This is a genomic window from Klebsiella grimontii, from assembly GCF_900200035.1.
Lineage (GTDB): Bacteria > Pseudomonadota > Gammaproteobacteria > Enterobacterales > Enterobacteriaceae > Klebsiella > Klebsiella grimontii.
In genome coordinates this window covers 417,583-437,799 of record NZ_FZTC01000019.1, presented here as the reverse complement: position 1 = coordinate 437,799, position 20,217 = coordinate 417,583, and the positions used below count along the sequence as shown (strand labels likewise).

Sequence of the window (20,217 nt, the reverse complement as noted above, 5' to 3'; positions counted from 1 at the left end):
AAGGCGGTATTCAGATGTTTTCGTCGGTACAGGTCCAGGGTTCGGGGACAACAACAGCGCATGATCGATTCCTCAGTCGGGTGGTTGAAGCCAGCTTGCCTTAAGCGAAAATATTCAACCAATAACGTTCTTTTCTAATTTATGACCGAGGAGGGTTCTGTGCTTTTGCGAATTTTGGATAAGGGAGAGGCGGGGCGGTTGCGATTGGCGTCTGGAGCCAGTATGGTGAGCAAAATTTTTAATTCAGGTAAAAGACGCAATGCAGCACCCAAACGATCCTCTGCACGGCATCACGCTGGAGGCGCTATTAAACGCGCTGGTCGCGCAATATGGCTGGGCCGAACTGGCGAAACGCATCAACATTAACTGCTTTAAAAGCGATCCGAGCATTAAATCGAGTCTGAAGTTTTTACGCCGCACGCCGTGGGCGCGTAAAGAGGTGGAAGCGCTGTATATTGATTCGCTGTCCGGTGCAGAGACAGCAAAAGAGGACGCGCCGGCGGATAATCCGTGGGCTCACTGGCAGAAAAAGTAAGGCGCGCAGCGGATAATTCCGCGCGCGCCTTGCGCTGTGTGTTACTGAAGATTGCCTGCGGTCAGGCTCTCTTTATCAAAGGCATGGCTGACATCTATATGATTCTGATGCACAGACGTATCGATATTTGAACCTGCCTCCGGGCGCGCAAAGCTATTCTCTGCGGCCATCGCGCCGGACGAGAGTGTAGCAGCCAGAAGCAGTGCGGTGACTACGCCGATATTTTTCATGTTGTGTTCCTTATTTCATCGTGTTGTCGCTGTCGCCTGTTTCTTGCGGCGGCCCGGCAATGTTGTCGATTTTATTTAGTCAGCTCAGCGGTCATATGTACGCGGTTATTGAACTGTGCGCTGGTGATTTTGTAGGACGCGCCTTGTTCTGCGGCCTGAGCGGCAATTTTGGCTTCTGCGCGGTCCAGAGTGGACGCGCTGGCGCTGATGCTCTGGGCAAAAGAGCCGAAAGAGATCAGGGAGAGAGCGGCAACTGCAACGAAAGTTTTGATGGATTTCATGGTCGTATTCCTTAAGTGTTTTATCAGTGTTGGAGCGTTGTTGCCCCGATGTGATAAATGATAGGCCAACATGGTGATAATGAAAATCGAAACAATTTGCTCTCATCATTCAGTAAATTTGAATGATAAATGACGGTTTCCGCCATCCTGTTTTGCTAAGAAGATCTGATTACAATCCCGCCTCATTGTCATAACAAATATATAAAAAGTTATTTTTTAACTTTCGATAGACTATTTTCTTGTTTGCTATCGTCTGAACCCCGGCAATATAGTTTTTACACAGCAATCAATGCCGATAAGCAGCGGTTTTTTAAATCCTTCACGACTATCTCATTATGATGACTCTCAATAAGATCAGTAAAAGTTTCTCCGGGGAAAGCGTACTAAAAGAGGTATCGCTTAGCGTTAATTCCGGTGAGATTATTTGCATTATTGGCCCCAGCGGCTCAGGAAAAACCACGTTGTTGCGCACGCTTAATTTCTTAGAGCCCGCCGATAGCGGGAAAATAAAAATAGATGATGTGGCGCTGGATTGCGCAACGGCGGGGAAAAAAGAAATTGAAAAACTACGCGGTAAAACCGCCATGGTTTTTCAGTCGTGGAATCTGTTTCACAATCTTACCGCAGTGCAAAATATTACCGAAGGATTGATTTACGCTAAAAAACGTCCGCGTCAGGAGGCGCTCAATATTGCTGAGCGGCTTTTAAAGCAGGTGGGTTTGCTGCATAAAAAAGACCACTATCCCCACAGTCTTTCCGGTGGCCAAAAGCAGCGTATCGGGATTGCGCGCGCGCTGGCGATGAGCCCCGCCGTGCTGCTGCTGGATGAGCCGACCTCCGCGCTGGATCCTGAAAAAGTGGGTGAGGTGCTTGAGCTTATTCAGACCATTGCCGCCGCGGGCCAGACGATGATCATCGTCACCCACGAAATGGCGTTCGCCCGCCAGGTCGCTTCCCGGGTGATATTTATGGAAAACGGCGAGATTGTCGAACAGGGTCCGGCGGAACAGATATTTGGCGCAGCCCAGCAGGGCCGCACCCGGGCTTTCCTTGCGCAACTGCACTATCACGCCTGAGGCTGAAGATGAACAATAACCCGCTGTTTAGCTGGCAGGATATTGCCGGGATACTGCCGAAGCTGCTGGAAAACCTGCCCGTGACCCTCGGGATAGCGCTGGCGTCGCTGCTCCTTGGTTTGACGATCGCGCTGCCGATCGTGGTACTGCAATTTAGCCGCATTAAGCCGCTCAGAGCGGCGGCAAACGGGTATACCGACATTCTGCGCGGCGCGCCCCTGGCGCTGCTGATCCTGCTGTTTTTCTTCGGCGGCAAATTAATCCTCACCGCGCTGTCGCTGCCGCCGCTGCTGATTAGCGATACCACCTTTGCGATTTTGTCTATTTCGGTCAGCATTAGCCCTTATTTTGCTGAAATGATGCGTTCAGCATGGGGCGCGGTGGATAGCGGCCAGAAAGAGGCCATTACCAGCCTGAATATCCCCTGGCATACCGGGCTGCTGCGGATCATATTCCCTCAGGGATTCATTATTGCCGTCCCGGTGTTTGGTAATCTTTTAATTAACCTGGTGAAAATGACCTCACTGGTCAATATTATTGGCATTGTTGATGTTTTTGGTCGCGCGCAAAAGATTTCGCAAAATAGCTATGGAGCTAAACAGGTGGCGGCCTTTATCAGCGTTATTATCGTCTACTGGGTACTGAATAGTTTTATTCTCTATTTGACTACTCGTATTGAAAAGAAATATCAGTTCCTGCTGGAGTGATAGATAAACATGTTTAGCCTGACGTTCATTCGGGATAATTTTACTTTTATATTAAGCGCGTTGCCGGTCACGCTGGCGATAACATTATTATCATTGCTGTTTTCCACGCTGCTGGGCGCGGCGCTGGCGTGGGCGATTATTCGTCAGATTCCGGGCGTTCAGGTTGCGGCGAAGGTATTCCTCTCCTTTGGCCGTTCGGTCCCGGTACTGGTGATGCTGTATTTCTTCTTTTACGTCTGGCCGTGGGTGGCCGTCGGGCTGTTTGGCGGCCCGCAGGACACTATGTTCGGCTATAAACTCTCGCCGCTGGCGGCGGCGGTCACTGCGCTATCGTTGATTTTCAGCGCTTATTTCGCTGAAACCTTTCGCGCCGGGTGGAACGCGGTTGATAAGGGGCAGCGGGAGGCAGCATGGTCAATTGGGCTAAGCGGATTCACGCAGTTCCGACGCATTATTTTGCCGCAGGCGGCGGTATCCGCGTTGCCGAATTTTACCAGCGTGCTGATCGATCTGATTAAAGACACCTCGCTGGTTTACACCATCACCGTTGTTGATCTGATGGCGAAAGCCAATATCGCCGCCGCGCGCGGGTTTCATTTTGTCGAAGCCTATTGCGTGGTGCTGGTGATTTATATCCTGCTGTGCCTGGCGATTGCCAGAGCATTGCGCAGTGCAGAAACGTTTCTGAGCGCCCGCTGGCAAGGAAACGGACAAAAAAGTGGTCCACGGTTATCATTTTGGGGAAAGTATTTTGAAAAATAAAATATTACTGGTGAGTTCGCTCGCGTTGGCAATGGGAATTACCGGCGCACAGGCGGTTGAGAAAAGCGCTAATGCCAAAACGGTTGAGGTGGTCGTCAATGCTAACGGTTTTCCCTTTAGCTTTGTTGACGATAACAACAATATTACCGGTTACGATGGCGACCTGTTAAAGGTGCTGGACCAGCGGTTAACCGACTATACGTTTCATTTTAATGCGGTCTCGCGCGACGCGATGATCGTCGGCCTATCGACCGGCGCCTATACCCTCGCGGCGGATCACTTTTATCTCACCAAAGAGCGGGCGGAAAAATACGACCACTCAGACGAGCCGACCGGGATCAGCGATTTGCGTCTGATTGTGCGTAACGATGAGAACGATATTCATAACCTTGGCGATCTTGCCAGCGGTAAGAAAAAACTGGTGCCGATCCACACCTCCGACGCCCGGTATACGGTGATTGAAAACTACAATAAAAAACATCCGGGCCAACAAATTAACCTCCAGCCCAACGGCGAACAGTCCGCCGCCGATATTTTCAAAGCCGTGGCCTCCGGAGAATACGATGCGGCGATTTATCCCATTGGCGCGCTGCTGGCGCTAAATAAGGCGCTAAATCTAAATCTGAAAGCTTCGGATTCCGTCGGCCTGTTTCCTAACGTCTATTTGTATAAAAAGAATACCGACCCGCAGCTGATCAAAGCGATTGACGCGCAGCTGGTTGCCCTGAAAAAGGACGGCACGCTCGCTGAGCTCTCGCGAAAATGGTACGCCGAAGATGTGTATGCCCTGCCGGGCGCCAGCGACGTGAAAGTGAATACCGACTGGGAATAAGCGCATGACGCCAATAAGTTCCGAAACGGCGCATAACGCCGCCACCTTAAACGATGAGGTGACCCTGGCGCTGCGCGCCATTACTGAAAAACGCGCGGCAACCATCGGTTATTTGTTGGACGAAAGCCGCCAGCGCCAGATCGCCGATGATTTTGCCCGCGAGGCAATACGTCATTATGGCCGCGATCTCGGGTATAAGATCCGCGCGCAAATGGAGGATGAACGGGATTTGCAGGCGTTTGCCGGGCTGTTTACCCGCGGTCTGGAATCTCAGGTTTATGAGATGGAACCCGTCAGCATCGGCCGGGCCGAGTTTATCGTGCTGTTTCACTACTGTCCTTATGTCAACTGCTGGCGGCAGCAGGGGCGAGGCGCCAGCGACATTGCGACGTTGTGCGATATCTGCATGGAAGGCGATCATGCATTAACCGACGCGTTTCCGGGGCTGCATTTAGAGGTGCAGACCGCGCTGGCCCGCGGCGATGCCGCCTGTCGGCTGCGTTTTTATCAGGCAGAGGAGCGGGAGGGAGAATGACAACCTTAACGTGGGACCACGCGGTCCAGTTTGTTAATCAGCCTGAAGCGGCGATAGAGGCGCTGAGCGGGCAAAAGCTCAACGCGGTGGCCGGTGGGCGCCATCCGGGCTGGGGGACCCGGAATGCGCTGAGCTATTTCGGCCTGACCTATATCGAATTTCTGGCGATTGCCGATGGCGCAGAGCTGCTCTGCGCCGCAGAGACGTTTTTACTCTCCCGGGATGCCTCACGGCTGCTGCCGGAAAATGAAGCGCTGTATCGGGTGGCGCTGCGTAGCGACGATATTGCGCGCACGCATGCGGAGCTACATCAACAGGGCCTGCGGGTTTCGCCGATCGTCAACGGCCAGCGCAACGATCCGCAGGGCAACGTTATCAGCTGGCGGATCTTCACCATTGACGGCGACTTTGATGGCCTGGTCTATCCGTTCGTTCTGCAATGGGGCGAAGAGGATGACGCCCGGTTGATCCGCCTGCAGGCCCAGGGTCTCGCTGCGCCGCATCCGCTGGGGGAGATAGAGCTGCAGCGCGCGGTTTTTGCGGTTCACAATCCCCGGGCGGTACGCGACCGCTGGCAGCGGCTGTTTGGTTTTACCCCGCAAGGCGAACTCGGGCTGGAGGTGGGCGGCCGTGAGTTTATCTTCCGCCACGGCGCGGCGAACCAGCTGACTGAACTGGTGTTTCGCGTTGCCGACCCGGCGCTTAAAGGCCGGCGCTTTCGCGTTGGCAACGGCGAATATCTCTTTGAATAAGGAGCAGGAACGATGGCAAAGATCCATTTTATCGGCGCCGGACAGATGGCGGAGGCGATTATTCGCGCGTCATTAAGCAACGGCGCACTGCGGGCGGACGCGATCTCGCTGGAGGATATCGACAGCGCGCGAGCCGAGCATCTGTACGCCCATTATCGGTTGTCGGGCGACGGCGGCGTAAACGAGGCCTCTTTGCTGGTGCTGGGGATCCGTCCGCAGGACGATCTGGCGGGGGTGGCGAACCGCGTGCGCGCGCAGCTTAACGGTTTGACGACGGTGGTTTCTCTGATCGCGGGAGTGACCCTGGAAAAGCTGGCCTCCTTGTTTGGCGAGGCCACGCCGATTGCCAGAGCGATCCCCAATACCCTGACCGATACCGGATTTGGCTATAGCGGCGTGACCTTAAACGCTCACGCCAGCGCGGCGGAAATCGAACCGTTTCTGCGCGGCTTTGGCAAGGTACTGTATCTGCCTGAACGGCTGATCGACATCTTTACCGGCTTTGCTGTCGCGGGCCCCAACTATATCTACTATTTTATCGAGTCCTTTACCGACGCCGGCGTGCTGGCGGGGCTATCGCGACCCCAGGCAACGGAGGTGGTGCTGGAAAATCTGCTCGGCGCGGTCGAGATGCTGCGCCAAAGCCAGAAGCATCCGCGCCAGCTGTTGGATATCAATAATTCCCCGGCGGGAGTCGGGATCCACGGTCTGTACGAGCTGAATAACAGCGATTTTGCCGCCGGGCTTCAGCGTAGCGTACTGGCGGCGGTCAGGCGAACCCGTGAACTGGGACAGCGCTAAGCCTCTTGCTCCCGCGCCGGCTCGCGCAGCGCGCCCGGTGCTTTTCCGATAATGCGTTTAAAGGCGCGGCTGAAGGCGGCATGGGAACTGTAGCCCAGCCGGAAGGCCACTTTTTCCAGCGCCTGACCCTCATGGGAAATGTACTGCACCGCGAGGCGCATACGTAGCTCGGTCAGATAGCGGGCGGGCGTGGTGCCGGTGGCGGAGAGGAAACGTTCAGCAAATACCGAACGCGAGATCCCCGCCTCGCGGGCCAGATCCTCGACTTTCCAGTTAATGCCGGGCTGCTGATGCATCACGTAAATGGCCTTGGCCAGCTTAGGGTCGCGCAGCACCTGCACCCAGCCGGTGGCGTTGCCGCAGCCACACTCCACCCAGCCGCGGACAATCAGCGCGGCGACCACATCGGCCAGCCGCGCCAGTATACCGGCGTAGCCCGCCTGCCGAGTGAGGCTTTCGCGTTCCATCGCCGCCAGCATCGGCGGGATCTCCGGGCGGCTGGTCAGCAGGCTGCTGACCATCATCACTTCGGGCATCGCTTTGACCAGCGGCTGCATGCCGCCCAGCTCAAAGTCCATACAGGCGCTAAAGATAATGGCGCTGTCGTTTTTCGCGTCGTCGCACGCGTTTTTGACGCAGCTTACCGAGTCGCAGACCGGTTCGCTAGGCAGCCTGGACACATTCACCACCGCCGCCTGGTCGTCGGAGAGCAGCACGTGGCCATCGCCGTTGGGAATAAACAGCGCATCGCCGCTCTGCAGCATCAGGCGCTTGCCGCTGACCATGCGCAGCAGTACCGGCCCCCGGCTGATAAAGTGGAACTGCGCTTTACCGGGCACGAAGCCGAACTCGACGCCGAACGGGCGGGAAGTTTCGATGCGCCGGTAGTTGACGCCGGACAGGCGCATGCCGCGCAGGAGTTCGCTGGTGAGATCGAGGGCGTGCTGAGTCATAACATCATTCCCGGACGAATTATCAATAATCAAGGAGTATGCATCATAGATCGTCCGAACAGAAGCGCTTAACCTTAACGAAATGTTAATTGTTCTGGAGAGATGTTTATGAGTTCCTGCATTGCAGCTGAAGAGAGCCAGGCTAACGCCAGGCCCGCGTGGCGCGCCGTCTATGCGCTGGCGCTGGGGGTGTTTGGCCTGATTGTCGCCGAGTTTCTTCCTGCCAGTTTGTTAACGCCGATGGCGGCCAGCCTGGGCGTTAGCGAAGGTATGGCGGGGCAGGCGGTGACCGCGACGGCGCTGGTGGCGTTAGTGACCGGGCTACTGATCACTACCGCGACGCGAAATATTGACCGCCGCTGGGTGCTGATGTTCTTCTCGGTTTTGCAGATTATCTCCAGCATGATGGTGGCCTTCGCCGGTTCGCTGGAGTTTTTGCTGCTGGGTCGTCTGCTGCTGGGGATCGCCATCGGCGGCTTCTGGTCGATGTCGACCGCGACCACCATGCGCCTGGTCCCGGCGGCGATGGTGCCGAAAGCGCTGGCGATTATTTTTTCCGCCGTTTCAATCGCGACGGTGGTTGCCGCGCCGCTAGGCAGCTATTTCGGCGCGCTGATCGGCTGGCGCAACGTGTTTCTTATTTGTGCGCTGCCGAGCGTGGTTGCGCTGCTCTGGCAGCTGTGGGTTCTGCCCTCCATGCGTCCGGAGAGCGCCGGCAGCTTCGCTACGCTGTTTAAGGTACTGCGCCGTCCCGGTATGATTGGCGGGATGCTGGCGACCATCCTGATTTTCAGCGGCCATTTTGCTTTCTTTACCTATCTGCGCCCGTTCCTTGAAACCGTGGCTCAGGCCAGCGTCGAAGGGGTCTCCTTGATCCTGCTCGGTTTTGGGGTAGCGAACTTTATCGGAACCTCGATTGCCGGACATCTGTTAGCCCGAAGCCTGCGCTTGACGCTGGCGCTGGTGCCGCTGGCAATGAGCGTGCTGGCGCTGATGATGGTGGCGTTCGGCCACGTGGCGCTGCTGGATGGTCTGCTGGTGGCGATGTGGGGCTTTGCTTTTGGCCTGGTGCCGGTGGGCTGGTCGACCTGGCTTGCCACCACGGTGCCGGATGAAGCGGAAAGCGCCGGCGGCCTGCTGGTGGCGTCTATTCAGCTGGCGATTAGCGCCGGTGCGGCTGGCGGTGGGGCGGTGTTCGATCTCAACGGCGCGAGCGGCGTTTTTGTCGGCAGCGGCGTGCTGCTGGTCAGCGCCATGGTGATTGTGCTGTTTGCGGTAAGAGTCAAACCGGTTGTGAGCGAGGAGTAGGGCATTTCCCGGGCTACGGATCCTGCTGATTTTGTAGCCCGGACAGGTGCGCGAGCACCGCCTCCGGGAAATTCTGCTACTCCGCGCTCTTCCCCCGGGGGCGGCGCAGAGCGCCTGCCCGGGCTACAGGACCGCAGATTGCGGGTAATCCGTAGCCCGGGTAAGGCGTTTTCGCCGCAACCCGGGATAGTGCGCGAACATCGCCTCCAGGGAGACATTAAATCTCGCCGATATCGTCGAGCAGATGTTGAATCAGCAGCGGAATCGGCCGGCCGGAAGCAACGCTTTTGCCGCCTTCGCGCCACAGCGCCGTGCCGCTGACGTCGAGATGGGCCCAGGGGATCTCCGGTGGGCAGAAATGCTGTAAAAGCCAGGCGGCGGAAGCGCTGATCGCCGCATTATTGCCCGGCGTGTTGCACAGGTCGGCAATGGCGCTTTCGGTCTGTTTCTTCAGCCTGCTATCCAGCGGCAGCGACCAGACTTCGTCTCCGCTCTTCATCCCTGCCTGGGTCAACGCCGCCCGCAGCGTTTCGTTTTGCGTCATCAAACCGCTTAAATCGTAACCCAGCGCTTTAACCACCGCGCCGGTCAGGGTTGCCATATCGATAATATAGCGCGCCTGCGGATGCCGCTGGCTGGCCCAGGCAATGGCGTCGGAAAGCACCAGCCGACCTTCGGCGTCGGTGTTATTGATCTCTACCGTCAGACCGTTACAGGCCCGGGCGACGCTGCCCGGTTGCATAGCGTCGGGACCAATCGCGTTTTCCGCCAGCGCCAGAACGCCCATCGCTCGCACAGGTAGCGCCAGCTCGGCGATGCTCAGCATCAGGCCGAGGACGTTGGCCGCGCCGCACATATCGTACTTCATGGTGTACATCCCGGCGCCTTCCTTCAGCCACAGCCCGCCGGTATCAAAGGTGACGCCTTTACCGACGTAGCAGCGAACCGGGCCATCGCCGCCACCATCATAATGTATCGCCAGCAGGCGCGGCGGACGCGCGGACCCTTTCCCCACCGCATGCAGCAGGCCGAGCCCCTGTTCAACAATCGCGTTTTCATCGAGTACTTCGCAGCGCAGAACAGGGATATCGATGCACAGACGCCGGGCCTCGTCCACCACGTACTGCGGGGTACACTGCTCCGAAGGCAGATCCGCCAGCCGTCGTGCGGCAATCATGCCGTGCGCGATCGCCTGCTGTTGACGCACAAGGGTTTCCAGCGTCGGCCGCTGTTCAGGCAGGGCGTAGAGGGCGAGCTGGCGCAGGCGTGGCCTGACGGCTTTCACCTGATGCAGGCCTAAGTCATCAAGCTGCCAGTCGAGGTTAAACAGTTCGCGCAGCGCTTTGGTTAGCGTGCCGTTGCTCTGTTCCAGCGAACAGTCGAGGATAAGCGCTTCGCTCAGCGGCTTTTTGCATAGCGGCCGCAGCGCCTCGGCCAGGCCGTCGTTCAGCGCATCCTGCCACAGCGGCCGCGGAATAAGGGTGATGCGCGCGAAGGGGGAGCAGCCGAAGCGGGTATCCGCCACCTCGCCGCGGGCGGCCTGTGCCACCATTTCCGCGAGCAGGGGACTTGAGTTGAGGGGGGCCTGGGTTAACAGCGTGCTGCCGGGCCAGGTCACCAGATGCGCGCCATGGCAGGCGCTATCCAGTCGGTTGATAAAGCGGTAATCCAGCATGACTTACTCCTCGATGGGGGCGCGAATACGTGCGGCGTAGGCCTGCATCCATTCGTCGTCCACCGGACGGTAGTGGGTTTTCTCCTGCACGCGCTCGGCGCAAAACACGGTGAGCGGCTGGGTCGCGCTGGCGACGACAAAGGAGAAGGTTTTGATATTGGTGGCGGCGCCGAATTCGCCGCGGCGGTTCATGCACACCACCGAAAGGTCGCCCGCGCGGCCAAAGCGCGACATCAGTTTGTCTTCCAACTCGTAGACTACCGAGTCCGCCGCCTGTTGCGGCGTCATTCCCTGGGCCATGCGCCGGACGATTTCGTAGCTGGCGCAACCCTTCATCAGATCTTCACCGACGCCGGTGGCCGTGGCGGCGCCGGTCTCGCTATCGCAGTAGAAGCCTGAGCCGATAATCGGCGAATCGCCCAGCCGCCCGCGTTTTTTCATAAACAGGCCGCTGGTGGAGGTGGCGACGCTCATGGAACCCTGTTTGTCGAGACCGATAATGCCCACGGTATCGTGGCCGTCGTAGGGGCTGAGGCCTTTATCCAGCGTTTCGCGGCAGCGTTTGCGGTAGTGCTGCATGGCCCGCTCGGTCAGCATTGATTTGGCGGCGAAGCCCTGGCTTATGGCCCACTCTCGGGCGCCCTGGCCAACCAGCAGGCTGTTATAGCGCTGGCGGCTGAGGGCGTGGGCGACTTTCACCGGGTTGGCGATATCCACCAGGTTGCCGACCGCGCCGAAGGCCAGGGTATCGCCATCCATAAAGGCGGCATCCAGTTCGACCTCGCCGTTTTCCGTCGGCAAACCGCCGTAGCCTACCGATTTGTACAGCGGAAAATCTTCTACCGCCGCCACCGCATTGACCACGGCGCTGGCGGTGTCAGCGCCGGAGGCCAGCGCCGTCGCGGCTTCGGTTACGCCTTCCAGCGCCATTCGCCAGGTGGCAATCATTCCCCACATTGGTTTACTCCTGTTTAGCAAGCGTGTTGTCCGTTTCGGCTCGGGCGGTGATTTCCGCGGCGCGATACTGCTTATCGACGATGCGCATGAAGGGCAGGTACAGCATGGCGCCAATCAGCAAATTAAGGATCTGCATCACGCTGCCGCTAAGATGCCCGGTGACGATAAAACCGCTGATCACCGGCGGCAGCGTCCAGGGGATAAAGACCCCGGTGGTGACGGCCACTGCGCCGATTTTCATCGCTGCGTACTGCACGGTGACCAGCACTAGCGGCACGAGGTTAAACGGGATCAGCATGATCGGGTTCATGATCACCGGCAGGCCAAAGAGGATAGGCTCATTGATATTAAAAATGGAGGCGCCGGCGCCGAGGCGGGCGACTTCGCGCATATTTTTGCTGCGGGCGAAAATCAGCATCGCAATGACCAGCGACAGCGTTGCGCCCGCGCCCCCCATCCAGATCATGTCGAAGAACTGCTCGGTAATAATGTGCGGCGGAGTGACGCCAGCCTGAATAGCCGCGATGTTATCGGTCTGATTTTCCATCCACAGCGGACGAATAATGCCGTTAATCATCGAACCGGAGTTGATGCCGACCGACCATAGAATGGTAATGCTGAAAACGGTCATCAGCGCGCCGAAGTAGGAGGTACCGTAATGGCGTACCGGCGAGGCGACGACTTCATAAATAAACTGGTGGATGGTGGCGTAGTGGGTGTGCTCAAACCCGATACGAATCGCCAGGATCAGAATCATTACCAGCAGCGCCGGGATCAGCGCGGCGAACGACTCCTGTACCGCGGGCGGCACCCCGTCCGGCATCTTAATCACCAGCTTCTTGCGCTTAAGCCAGCAGAACAGTTCGGTCCACAGCAGCGAACCGATCATGGCGACGAATAATCCTTTGGTGCCGATCCATTCCACGGGGATCACCGTGATGCCGCCGTTTTCAGCGACTTTAATAAATGGCGTGAGGATCAGAAACCCCACCAGCGAAAGGATGCCGCAGGAGATGCGGTCATCGCCGTAGTGCTCCGCCAGACGATAGGCCACCAGGAAGCTGATAAACAGCGACATCGTCGAAAAGACCGCGTTGAACGGAATTTCGATAATCGCGCTCCAGCTGGCGCCGAAGGTGCTGGCCATAAACTGCTGATAGCTCTGGTTGGGGAACGACGAGATCACCAGCAGAATAGAACCGACAATAATAAAAGGCATAAATGAAACATAGGCGCCGCGAATAGCGCCGAGGTGACGCTGTTGGGCGGTTTTCGCCGCCAGCGGCATCAGTTTGGCTTCAAGAAATCCCAGAACATTGTTCATTGTGAACTCCGTACAAGATCGACAGGGGATGAGTGTGTTATCTATGGCGGATTATGAGAGAAAGCGGTGGGCTTAAAGGTGAAGCGGTTCACATTGTGTTCTCTACAATAATATATATCTCATATGATTGGTTATATTTTCTGTCGAGGATCGTATGGAAATTAAGCTGCACGCCAACGCAACCACCACGCCAAGAACGCGCAAATATCTTCAGGAATCGACCAAAAGCGACCGCGAACTGGCGCAGGAACTGGGGATTTCTATTACTACGGTGCGCCGCTGGCGCAACCGCAGCCAGATTTCCGATAACCACACCACGCCGCATTTGATACACAAAGTATTGAGACAAGAGCAGGAGAACCTGATAAATGCCCTGCGCGATGCGCTGCGCGCGCCGCTGGATGAGCTGCTGTTTATGGTGAATGAGGGGCTGGGCATCGCCATCTCTCGGGCCACCCTGAACCGCTATCTGCGCCCGGCCCATGAGGGGCGGAAAAGCGCCGCGCCGCAGGGAAAGAAAGCGTTAAAGGCAGGGATGCGCGCCGATACCCTGACGCTGCACTACCGCCAGCTTGCGCTGTCGATGGACGACGGTGGTGAACATCATCTGCTCTGGGCGCAGGAGCCGATCAGCGGCTGGTGCTTTGGCCGCATCTATTCGGGGATCTCGCCCGCGCTGGTCGATAGCTGGCTGAGCCAGGCGCTGGACGCCTGTCCGGCGCGGATACAATGTCTTGAGATTTATGCTCATGCCGGCTTTCAGCCCGCGCGCGCGGATCTGTCGTGCGCAACGGTGGCGATGGCGGAGAGCGGGGCGGTGCAGCTTAGCGAGCGATTAGCCGACGTTATTCCGGCGCTGGACGAACCGGATGCGACGCTGCAGCGGCTGTGCGCGCTGTGGAACCAGGGACGGACGCAAAAAAAGCTCGGCAACAACACGCCGCAGGGCTTTCTTGCGTCGCTGAATCACAACTCATGGCGGAGTCAGGGGGACGCGCAGTAGCCGCATTTTTGCCGGGTTACACTGACTCATCGTTGGCACGGTAAGGCGTCGGCCGCCAGCGGGCAACGCCTGCAACCCATGAATGTCTGCGCCAGAAAAACGAACCGCCGCCGGCTCAGCCGTTGTTGCCCGCGCAGGTCAGCTGTTTCGCAGGCCATCAATCGCGCTGTCGCTCAGCTCCATCACCGTTTTTACGCTGACGCTGATTTTATCGATGATGGCCTGTCGCGGGCCTTCGCGCCACGCCGGGCTACGATAGAAGCGCTCCTGCGAGGTATTTAAATGCGTCAGGTCGTCATAGGCCCGTATCAGATAATATGCGTCGTTGTCCTCGACTGAGTTGCCGAAGGCGACGATATCCATGCCGGCTGCACGGTGGCAGGGCGCGCTTTGTTCTTTCATTATCCGGTGAAAATTGTTCCCGGAACCCGGTTTAAGGGTATAAAGCAAAAACTCTACCGTTTTCACCCTGACATTTCCTGTGCAAATCCGTTGAAGGTTGCAGCAATACACCACAGCGCCGCGCTGAGCACAACTCCCCATGTTTCGGCGCTTCGCTTTGGCCAGCCCCGAAGAGCAGTTGCAAATCATCGTTAATAATTGTTATGTTATAATATAACAAATAAAGCATTATAAAATATGTGACTATTCACCTTTCTTTTTAAATGATAATGATTATCATCTATTTTCTGCGGTGAAAATGAACAAGAGAGTGCGTTTCGCTAATCCGCGCTTAAGAGCAAGGGAGAACGGCTAATGGAGGAGAGTTTGACAAAGGGTGGTACGACCAATGTCCCGGTGCTTAGCGTCAGTATCGCATCGTTGCCGCGTCCCGGCGGCGGGGACATTCTCGCCGACATTCATTTTAGTGCCGGTAAAGGGGAGTGCCTGGCGGTCATTGGCCCGAACGGCAGCGGAAAAACCTCTTTATTGCGCGCGATAGATCATGAACTGACGGTGCGGGAGGGCGACGTTCGCTTATATGGCCGCTCCGTCTCCGCATTAACCCGGCAGCACCGGGCCCGGCAGATAGCGGTACTGGCGCAGAACGACGCCCCCGATATGCGTCTGGCGCTTGAGGATTATGTCGCTCTTGGACGTATTCCCCACGCCCGGGATATGTCACGGCGCGAACATGAAAGCATCGTAACCCGGGCGATTAACGATACGGGATTGCAGAAGCTGCGCACGCGCTCGCTCTCCGCGTTATCCGGCGGCGAGCGACAGCGGGCGGCGCTGGCGCGGGTGCTGGCCCAGTCGCCAAAACTGGTGCTGCTGGATGAACCGACCAACCACCTCGATCCGCAGGCCAGGGTGGAACTGCTGGCATTAGTGAAAAGCCTGGGGATCACGGTCGTTGCGGTACTGCACGATCTTTCCCTGATTGAGTCCTTTGCCGACCGGGTTTTGCTTTTATCGCAAGGGCGCGCCCTGGCCTGGGACGTGCCGGAGCGCGTACTGGTTTCAGAACGGCTTTACCCGGTCTTTGGCTTGACCAGCTTTACCGTACCGCATCCCGAAACGGGGAAGGCGCTGCGGATTTTCGAGGTTCCGGGCTATGCGTAATACATTATTGAAGGATAACGAAGCATGAAAAAAGGGTTTGCAGGCATGATGGCGGTTCTTTCCATTTCAGCGGCGAGCGCGGCTGATTTCCCCGTCACTATTGAGAGCTGCGGAACGCCGGTGACCTTCACCCAGGCGCCGAAAAGGGCGGTTATACACGACCTGAATATGTCTGAAATGGCTTTTGCTCTCGGGTTGCAGGACCGCATCGTGGGCTTAACCGGCATTACCGGGTGGTACAAAATGACCCCGGAATTTAAACACCAGATGGGAGCCATTCCCGAGCTGGCGCCAAAATATCCCTCTCTGGAAACGCTGCTGGCGGTGAATCCTGATTTCTTTTTCGCAGGCTGGAATTACGGCATGAAGGTCGGCGGCGAGGTCACGCCTTCCGTGCTCGATAAATACGGCATCAAAACCTTTGTGCTGAGCGAGAGCTGCGTCTTTACCGCGGAGCATAAACGTAAAGCGAGTATGGACCTGCTGTACAACGATGAGCTGACGCTGGGCAAAATTTTTGGCAAGCGGCATGAGGCCCAGACGCTGGTTGACGGCTGGAAGAAAGCGCTGAACGCGTTGCCTAAGCCGCCGCGGGGCGTACAGCCATTGAAAGTGTTTGTCTATGACTCTGGCGAAGATAAGCCCTTTACCAGCGGGCGGTACGCCATGCCGACCGCGATTATTGAAGCGGCCGGAGGGAAAAACGTGATGGACGGCCTGGAGATGAGCTGGGGAACCACCTCCTGGGAGAGCGTGGCGACGGCGGAGCCTGACTTTATTATTCTTCTCGATTATCAGACCGGCAGCGGCGCTGATTCGCTGCGCCGTTTCCTCGAAAATCATCCGTTAATGAAGCAGACACCGGCGGTGAAGCAGCAGCGCTACCTGAAGCTGCAGTATGCTGAATTGACGCCCGGCCCGGCGAATATCAACGCGGCGGAAAAGCTGGCTCATGCGCTGTATCCAGCGGCTAACCAATGAGGGGCACTCAATTTCGTTACTGCTGGGCAATGTGGGGCGCGCTGCCGCTGTTAGCCGGTTTGATGCTGCTCAGCGTTGCCAAAGGGAGCGTACCGCTATCGCTGGCCCAGGTTCTTGGAGCCTTGCGGCTGCTGGATGTGCCGGTATCGGAGATGATCGGGCGTATTGTCATTGATTTACGCGTGCCGAGAACGCTGCTCTCGGTGCTGGCGGGCGCCGTGTTGGCCATCGTGGGCGGCCTTTTACAGACCACCACGCGCAACGATCTGGCCGATCCTTTTTTATTTGGTCTCTCCTCCGGCGCATCGGCGGGCGCGGTGCTGGTGATTACCCGATTCGGCGAGCGGCTTGGCGCGCTGACGCTGCCGGTATCGGCATTCGTTGGCGGACTCTGCTCGGCGGTGGCGGTGATGCTGCTGTTTCATTTTAAAAAGCAGCGCGGCGCCGAACACTTAGTGATTTGCGGGTTGGCGATCTCCTTTTTATTCGGCGCGCTGACCAGCTATCTGATTTTCTCCGGCGATCAGCGGGCCGCCAGTTCGGTACTGTTCTGGTCGTTGGGAGGGCTCGGTCTGGCGCGCTGGGATAATTTACCGTATGCCGTATTCAGTCTGCTGTTTCTCGGCGCGTTCGTACTGTTACGCTGGCGCTCGCTGGATGGCTTACTGGCCGGCGAGCAGACCGCGCAGTCGCTGGGTATTAACGTTGGCCGCCTGAGAATGGAGGTTTTTTTCTGCTGCGCGCTGGCCACCTCGCTGCTGGTGGCTTTAACCGGAGTGATTGGCTTTATCGGCCTGATGGTGCCGCATATGTGCCGCTACTTTTCCGGCGTCAAACATCTGTTGCTGCTTCCTTTATGCGGCCTGTGGGGGGCCGTGCTCCTGTGCGGCGGCGACATTGTCAGCAGGACGCTGTTGGCCCCGCAGGAGCTGCCGATTGGGATCATTACGGCCGGAATCGGCGGATTGTTTATCATTATCCTGCTTGCCAGAAACCGGGCGTAAACTTCTTCGCGCCGGGTCATCACCCGGCGCAGACTTAAACGAATGGCAAATAAACATTGGTAAAATGAATAAACGCTTTACGTTCCTTCGCGGGTAGTCTTGTTAATGTGGAATAATATTTCGATAAATATATTTATTTGATTTAATCAATCGAATTTACATAAAATATCAGTGTATTATTCTGCTTATTGCGCTTATTCCGATGTCTAATGAGAAAATTCTTAAAATAATGATTGATTGAATCGCCGTGCGCGGGCTGACGCAAAATTAATCAGCGCGGTTATTGCGGGATTTTTCTGAAAAGCGCGCGTCTGGACAATAAATATTAAACAAACTTATAATTCACCCACTTCACTCATGGGTAAATCCCCATGGCGCGTATTTTCGCCTTTTTATAAGGATTATTCGGCTTTCGTGAGGGAAAGGAATGGTGACGATTGTCAGCCACAATCATTTTTTTAAAAAAGCCATGCGGCTGAAAATAAATGACGTAAAAGCGGCGAAGCAGGCGAATCTGGTCGATTTGTGCTTAACAAGGTACCCAACCAGCAGGCGCGCGCAGTTTCATTTTCTGATTAACAGCTTTGAAATGAAAAAGAATTTTGTTTGCTTTAAGGTCGAAGATAATATTGTTTGTTTGATAAATAAGAGGCGCACCGCGCATATCGCCAATATCATCGACAGGGTAACTGACGGGATCCCGGTGGGGGAAGATATCACTTTAACAGAGCGAGAGTTTCAGTATATTTTTGTAATGAAGTTTAACGTGCTGGCAAAGGATTATCCGGAACTGCTCGGCATTTCACCGAAGGCTTATAGCTGCAATAAAAGAAAAATAATTGAAAAGTTTGGCTTTCATTCATTTCATGCGCTACTGGCGCTGTCTAATTATTTACACGCTTTTTCGCTGATCGATAAATTCATGCCGGAGTAATTGCCGCACGTTACCGTTATCTGTGCACTTTCATTTTATTTTTCCGCCTGCGGCGCTTTTCAGGATGGACACGTTGAGCCAACGTGTCTCATATCATTACCCGGAACCGGTGAAGAGGGATAACCACTCTCCAGGGCTTCATTTGCTTATCTGACCGATGGTTTGAATCAAACTCAGCCGTTTAGCCGTCTTTTCACCTCTCTGGCGATGTCGGCTGGCGACTCCCGCCCAGCCTTCGTCCCGCCGTCATCGGCCTTAACATATTCGCCTCCATCGCATTCCGATAGGCATAATCCTTTGGACTCTTCCAGAACTATATTTATTCATCACTTCCCCATCCCTTGAAAAAACTGTCGTGACTATCCCTTTCACAAAAAGATTAAACAAACCTTAAACCGCAGTGCTATAATTTCCATGAGTTTTGTCAAGAAATCAAAATAACGTAGAGGGTACCCATAACACCAGGTTTTATTTTAAGAAGAAAAGTCTGAATATACCTTATAGAGGGAGTTATGGAGAATGAATCTGTTTATGGATGAGAATGTTCGCATTGATATTAAAATTATAACTATATGATTTTGCTGTCATTTAACAAAATACAATCTTTAATTTATCTTATCATTAGAATTTACTTATAGAAAATCGCCTCCTTTAGTTAAATCTTCTGGTTTAACCGGTTGCAACGGATCTTATTCAGAATAATTACAGGTCAGCGGTAAGATTAATTGATCAAGGTCAATTAACAACCCCTGACGCCGTCACAATTATCGGAATTGGCATAAAAACCAGGAACTTTTAATTTTAAGTCTCTTTGCGAATTATCGCATAATAGGTTCGCTCAGAAGGCATCTGAGATTTGATATTTTATTAATAGTTAGGGACGAAATAATATGAAATTAAAATTACTTACAGTGGCCGTCTCTACACTTCTTGCTGCAGGAACCGTGCAGGCAGCAGAGGTGTATAACAAGGACGGAAACAAACTCGACCTCTACGGGAAAGTGACCGGCCTGCATTACTTCTCCAGCGATAAGTCTGAAGATGGCGATCAGACCTATGCGCGTCTGGGCTTCAAAGGTGAAACGCAGATCAATGACCAGCTGACCGGCTACGGCCAGTGGGAATATAACTTCAGCGCCAATAACGTTGAAGGCGACAATTCCGGCGACAAAACGCGTCTCGCCTTCGCTGGCCTGAAGTTCGGCGAATATGGTTCACTGGACTACGGGCGTAACTATGGTGTCGCCTATGACATCGGCGCCTGGACCGATATGCTGCCGGAGTTCGGCGGCGATACCTGGACGCAAACTGACGTCTTCGCCACCGCGCGTACCACCGGCGTTGCTACCTACCGTAACAACGGTTTCTTCGGGCTGGTTGATGGTCTGAATATCGCCGTACAGTATCAGGGTAAAGAAGAGGGCAACGGTCGCGATTTGGCGAAACAGCATGGCGATGGCTGGGGTCTGGCCTCTACCTATGAGTACGAAGGTTTTGCCGCAGGTGCAGCCTACGCGGCGTCCGATCGTACCGATGCGCAGGTTAAAGCGGGTCGCGACAATCCGAACGCATACGCCCGCGGCGAGAAAGCGGAAGTATGGGCGGCCGGTCTGAAGTATGACGCCAACAACCTCTACCTGGCGACCACCTATGCTGAAACCCGCAATATGACGAAGTTCGGTAGCGGCTATATCGCCAATACCGCGCAGAACTTTGAAGTCGTGGCCCAGTATCAGTTCGATTTTGGTCTGCGTCCGTCCATCGCCTACCTGAAATCGAAAGGCAAAGATCTGGGCCGCTACGGCGACCAGGATCTGGTTGAATACCTTGATGTCGGCGCGACTTACTACTTCAATAAAAACATGTCTACCTATGTGGACTACAAAATCAACCTGCTGGATGAGACGAAATTCACCAACGATGCCAAAATCAGTACCGACAACATCGTTGCCGTGGGTATGACCTACCAGTTCTAAGCACAGACGTCCATTGTGCCATGCC

At 55.5% G+C, this 20,217-nt stretch carries 22 protein-coding genes; 15 read left to right on the top strand and 7 right to left on the bottom strand.

The genetic code is table 11. The features are described 5' to 3' along the window. The first annotated feature begins 259 nt into the window (after window positions 1–259). On the top strand, window positions 260–535 hold the full coding sequence (locus tag KOSB73_RS16845; protein ID WP_049130285.1) for a VF530 family protein: 276 nt from the start codon (window positions 260–262) through the stop codon (window positions 533–535). 41 nt (window positions 536–576) lie between these two features. Here KOSB73_RS16845 and KOSB73_RS16840 read toward each other — a convergent pair whose 3' ends face one another. Together KOSB73_RS16840 and KOSB73_RS16835 are read right to left on the bottom strand one after the other, a co-directional pair. Beyond that, the gene (locus KOSB73_RS16840; protein ID WP_004134116.1) at window positions 577–765 is read right to left on the bottom strand and encodes a hypothetical protein; all 189 of its coding nucleotides are present in this window, start codon (window positions 763–765) and stop codon (window positions 577–579) included. Between the two features lie 71 nt (window positions 766–836). After that, window positions 837–1,046, bottom strand: a complete 210-nt coding sequence (locus KOSB73_RS16835) for a YdgH/BhsA/McbA-like domain containing protein (protein ID WP_004120044.1) — start codon at window positions 1,044–1,046, stop codon at window positions 837–839. Between the two features lie 335 nt (window positions 1,047–1,381). Between KOSB73_RS16835 and KOSB73_RS16830 the strand changes: the two genes are divergently transcribed. From KOSB73_RS16830 to KOSB73_RS16800, 7 genes are read left to right on the top strand one after another with little or no spacing between them, the layout of a single operon-like run. Beyond that, window positions 1,382–2,122: an amino acid ABC transporter ATP-binding protein gene (locus KOSB73_RS16830; protein WP_024358097.1), complete on the top strand. Its 741-nt coding sequence runs from the start codon at window positions 1,382–1,384 to the stop codon at window positions 2,120–2,122. A gap of 8 nt (window positions 2,123–2,130) precedes the next feature. Further along, window positions 2,131–2,829 (top strand): amino acid ABC transporter permease, encoded by a 699-nt coding sequence (locus KOSB73_RS16825; RefSeq protein ID WP_024358098.1) that lies wholly within the window; start codon window positions 2,131–2,133, stop codon window positions 2,827–2,829. A 9-nt stretch (window positions 2,830–2,838) separates the two neighbouring features. Beyond that, the gene (locus tag KOSB73_RS16820; protein WP_024358099.1) at window positions 2,839–3,591 is read left to right on the top strand and encodes an amino acid ABC transporter permease; all 753 of its coding nucleotides are present in this window, start codon (window positions 2,839–2,841) and stop codon (window positions 3,589–3,591) included. Then, window positions 3,581–4,423: a transporter substrate-binding domain-containing protein gene (locus KOSB73_RS16815; protein ID WP_004134123.1), complete on the top strand. Its 843-nt coding sequence runs from the start codon at window positions 3,581–3,583 to the stop codon at window positions 4,421–4,423. The genes KOSB73_RS16820 and KOSB73_RS16815 overlap by 11 nt, the downstream gene beginning before the upstream one ends. A gap of 4 nt (window positions 4,424–4,427) precedes the next feature. After that, window positions 4,428–4,958 carry an L-2-amino-thiazoline-4-carboxylic acid hydrolase gene (locus KOSB73_RS16810; protein ID WP_024358100.1) on the top strand — a complete coding sequence of 177 codons (531 nt, stop codon included), beginning with the start codon at window positions 4,428–4,430 and terminating at the stop codon, window positions 4,956–4,958. Then, window positions 4,955–5,710, top strand: coding sequence for a VOC family protein (locus KOSB73_RS16805; RefSeq protein WP_024358101.1), 756 nt, complete (start codon window positions 4,955–4,957; stop codon window positions 5,708–5,710). Before KOSB73_RS16810 ends, KOSB73_RS16805 begins: the two co-directional genes overlap by 4 nt. A 12-nt stretch (window positions 5,711–5,722) precedes the next feature. Next, window positions 5,723–6,511, top strand: a complete 789-nt coding sequence (locus KOSB73_RS16800) for a pyrroline-5-carboxylate reductase family protein (RefSeq protein WP_024358102.1) — start codon at window positions 5,723–5,725, stop codon at window positions 6,509–6,511. Here KOSB73_RS16800 and KOSB73_RS16795 read toward each other — a convergent pair. Beyond that, on the bottom strand, window positions 6,508–7,464 hold the full coding sequence (locus tag KOSB73_RS16795) for an AraC family transcriptional regulator (RefSeq protein ID WP_004134130.1): 957 nt from the start codon (window positions 7,462–7,464) through the stop codon (window positions 6,508–6,510). The two genes, KOSB73_RS16800 and KOSB73_RS16795, sit on opposite strands and share 4 nt — an antisense overlap. A gap of 108 nt (window positions 7,465–7,572) precedes the next feature. Here KOSB73_RS16795 and KOSB73_RS16790 point away from each other — a divergent pair, with 108 nt between their 5' ends. After that, window positions 7,573–8,772, top strand: a complete 1,200-nt coding sequence (locus KOSB73_RS16790; protein ID WP_004120066.1) for an MFS transporter — start codon at window positions 7,573–7,575, stop codon at window positions 8,770–8,772. Window positions 8,773–8,989: 217 nt separating this feature from the next. Here KOSB73_RS16790 and KOSB73_RS16785 read toward each other — a convergent pair whose 3' ends face one another. From KOSB73_RS16785 to celB, 3 genes are read right to left on the bottom strand one after another with little or no spacing between them, the layout of a single operon-like run. Then, on the bottom strand, window positions 8,990–10,447 hold the full coding sequence (locus KOSB73_RS16785; RefSeq protein WP_024358103.1) for a leucyl aminopeptidase family protein: 1,458 nt from the start codon (window positions 10,445–10,447) through the stop codon (window positions 8,990–8,992). Between the two features lie 3 nt (window positions 10,448–10,450). Further along, window positions 10,451–11,404, bottom strand: coding sequence for a glycosylasparaginase (locus KOSB73_RS16780; RefSeq protein ID WP_004134354.1), 954 nt, complete (start codon window positions 11,402–11,404; stop codon window positions 10,451–10,453). Between the two features lie 4 nt (window positions 11,405–11,408). After that, window positions 11,409–12,728 (bottom strand): PTS cellobiose transporter subunit IIC, encoded by a 1,320-nt coding sequence (celB, locus tag KOSB73_RS16775; protein WP_004120071.1) that lies wholly within the window; start codon window positions 12,726–12,728, stop codon window positions 11,409–11,411. Between the two features lie 154 nt (window positions 12,729–12,882). Between celB and KOSB73_RS16770 the strand changes: the two genes are divergently transcribed. After that, on the top strand, window positions 12,883–13,731 hold the full coding sequence (locus tag KOSB73_RS16770; protein WP_024358104.1) for a hypothetical protein: 849 nt from the start codon (window positions 12,883–12,885) through the stop codon (window positions 13,729–13,731). A 138-nt stretch (window positions 13,732–13,869) separates the two neighbouring features. Here KOSB73_RS16770 and KOSB73_RS16765 read toward each other — a convergent pair whose 3' ends face one another. Continuing rightward, complete coding sequence (locus tag KOSB73_RS16765; RefSeq protein WP_064411273.1) at window positions 13,870–14,199, bottom strand: NIPSNAP family protein; 330 nt, start codon at window positions 14,197–14,199, stop codon at window positions 13,870–13,872. 288 nt (window positions 14,200–14,487) lie between these two features. On the opposite strand from KOSB73_RS16765, the gene KOSB73_RS16760 reads away from it, so the two are divergent. From KOSB73_RS16760 to ompC, 5 genes are all read left to right on the top strand, one after another. After that, complete coding sequence (locus KOSB73_RS16760) at window positions 14,488–15,297, top strand: ABC transporter ATP-binding protein (protein ID WP_098140718.1); 810 nt, start codon at window positions 14,488–14,490, stop codon at window positions 15,295–15,297. Window positions 15,298–15,321: 24 nt separating this feature from the next. Continuing rightward, on the top strand, window positions 15,322–16,278 hold the full coding sequence (locus KOSB73_RS16755; RefSeq protein ID WP_024358106.1) for an ABC transporter substrate-binding protein: 957 nt from the start codon (window positions 15,322–15,324) through the stop codon (window positions 16,276–16,278). Then, complete coding sequence (locus KOSB73_RS16750) at window positions 16,275–17,282, top strand: FecCD family ABC transporter permease (RefSeq protein WP_024358107.1); 1,008 nt, start codon at window positions 16,275–16,277, stop codon at window positions 17,280–17,282. The genes KOSB73_RS16755 and KOSB73_RS16750 overlap by 4 nt, the downstream gene beginning before the upstream one ends. Window positions 17,283–17,709: 427 nt before the next feature. Continuing rightward, window positions 17,710–18,216 (top strand): hypothetical protein, encoded by a 507-nt coding sequence (locus KOSB73_RS16745; RefSeq protein ID WP_004136330.1) that lies wholly within the window; start codon window positions 17,710–17,712, stop codon window positions 18,214–18,216. Window positions 18,217–19,106: 890 nt separating this feature from the next. Next, window positions 19,107–20,192 carry a porin OmpC gene (gene ompC, locus KOSB73_RS16740; RefSeq protein WP_004136332.1) on the top strand — a complete coding sequence of 362 codons (1,086 nt, stop codon included), beginning with the start codon at window positions 19,107–19,109 and terminating at the stop codon, window positions 20,190–20,192. Window positions 20,193–20,217: the final 25 nt, after the last annotated feature.

Coding starts and splice junctions, on each gene's coding strand:
- KOSB73_RS16760 (WP_098140718.1), top strand. CDS start 14,488: ATGGAGGAGAGTTTGACAAAGGGTGGTACGACCAATGTCCCGGTGCTT.
- KOSB73_RS16800 (WP_024358102.1), top strand. CDS start 5,723: ATGGCAAAGATCCATTTTATCGGCGCCGGACAGATGGCGGAGGCGATT.
- KOSB73_RS16820 (WP_024358099.1), top strand. CDS start 2,839: ATGTTTAGCCTGACGTTCATTCGGGATAATTTTACTTTTATATTAAGC.
- KOSB73_RS16770 (WP_024358104.1), top strand. CDS start 12,883: ATGGAAATTAAGCTGCACGCCAACGCAACCACCACGCCAAGAACGCGC.
- KOSB73_RS16780 (WP_004134354.1), bottom strand. CDS start 11,404: ATGTGGGGAATGATTGCCACCTGGCGAATGGCGCTGGAAGGCGTAACC.
- KOSB73_RS16745 (WP_004136330.1), top strand. CDS start 17,710: ATGGTGACGATTGTCAGCCACAATCATTTTTTTAAAAAAGCCATGCGG.
- KOSB73_RS16835 (WP_004120044.1), bottom strand. CDS start 1,046: ATGAAATCCATCAAAACTTTCGTTGCAGTTGCCGCTCTCTCCCTGATC.
- KOSB73_RS16810 (WP_024358100.1), top strand. CDS start 4,428: ATGACGCCAATAAGTTCCGAAACGGCGCATAACGCCGCCACCTTAAAC.
- KOSB73_RS16830 (WP_024358097.1), top strand. CDS start 1,382: ATGATGACTCTCAATAAGATCAGTAAAAGTTTCTCCGGGGAAAGCGTA.
- KOSB73_RS16840 (WP_004134116.1), bottom strand. CDS start 765: ATGAAAAATATCGGCGTAGTCACCGCACTGCTTCTGGCTGCTACACTC.
- celB (WP_004120071.1), bottom strand. CDS start 12,728: ATGAACAATGTTCTGGGATTTCTTGAAGCCAAACTGATGCCGCTGGCG.
- KOSB73_RS16795 (WP_004134130.1), bottom strand. CDS start 7,464: ATGACTCAGCACGCCCTCGATCTCACCAGCGAACTCCTGCGCGGCATG.
- KOSB73_RS16825 (WP_024358098.1), top strand. CDS start 2,131: ATGAACAATAACCCGCTGTTTAGCTGGCAGGATATTGCCGGGATACTG.
- KOSB73_RS16755 (WP_024358106.1), top strand. CDS start 15,322: ATGAAAAAAGGGTTTGCAGGCATGATGGCGGTTCTTTCCATTTCAGCG.
- KOSB73_RS16750 (WP_024358107.1), top strand. CDS start 16,275: ATGAGGGGCACTCAATTTCGTTACTGCTGGGCAATGTGGGGCGCGCTG.
- KOSB73_RS16805 (WP_024358101.1), top strand. CDS start 4,955: ATGACAACCTTAACGTGGGACCACGCGGTCCAGTTTGTTAATCAGCCT.
- KOSB73_RS16785 (WP_024358103.1), bottom strand. CDS start 10,447: ATGCTGGATTACCGCTTTATCAACCGACTGGATAGCGCCTGCCATGGC.
- ompC (WP_004136332.1), top strand. CDS start 19,107: ATGAAATTAAAATTACTTACAGTGGCCGTCTCTACACTTCTTGCTGCA.
- KOSB73_RS16845 (WP_049130285.1), top strand. CDS start 260: ATGCAGCACCCAAACGATCCTCTGCACGGCATCACGCTGGAGGCGCTA.
- KOSB73_RS16790 (WP_004120066.1), top strand. CDS start 7,573: ATGAGTTCCTGCATTGCAGCTGAAGAGAGCCAGGCTAACGCCAGGCCC.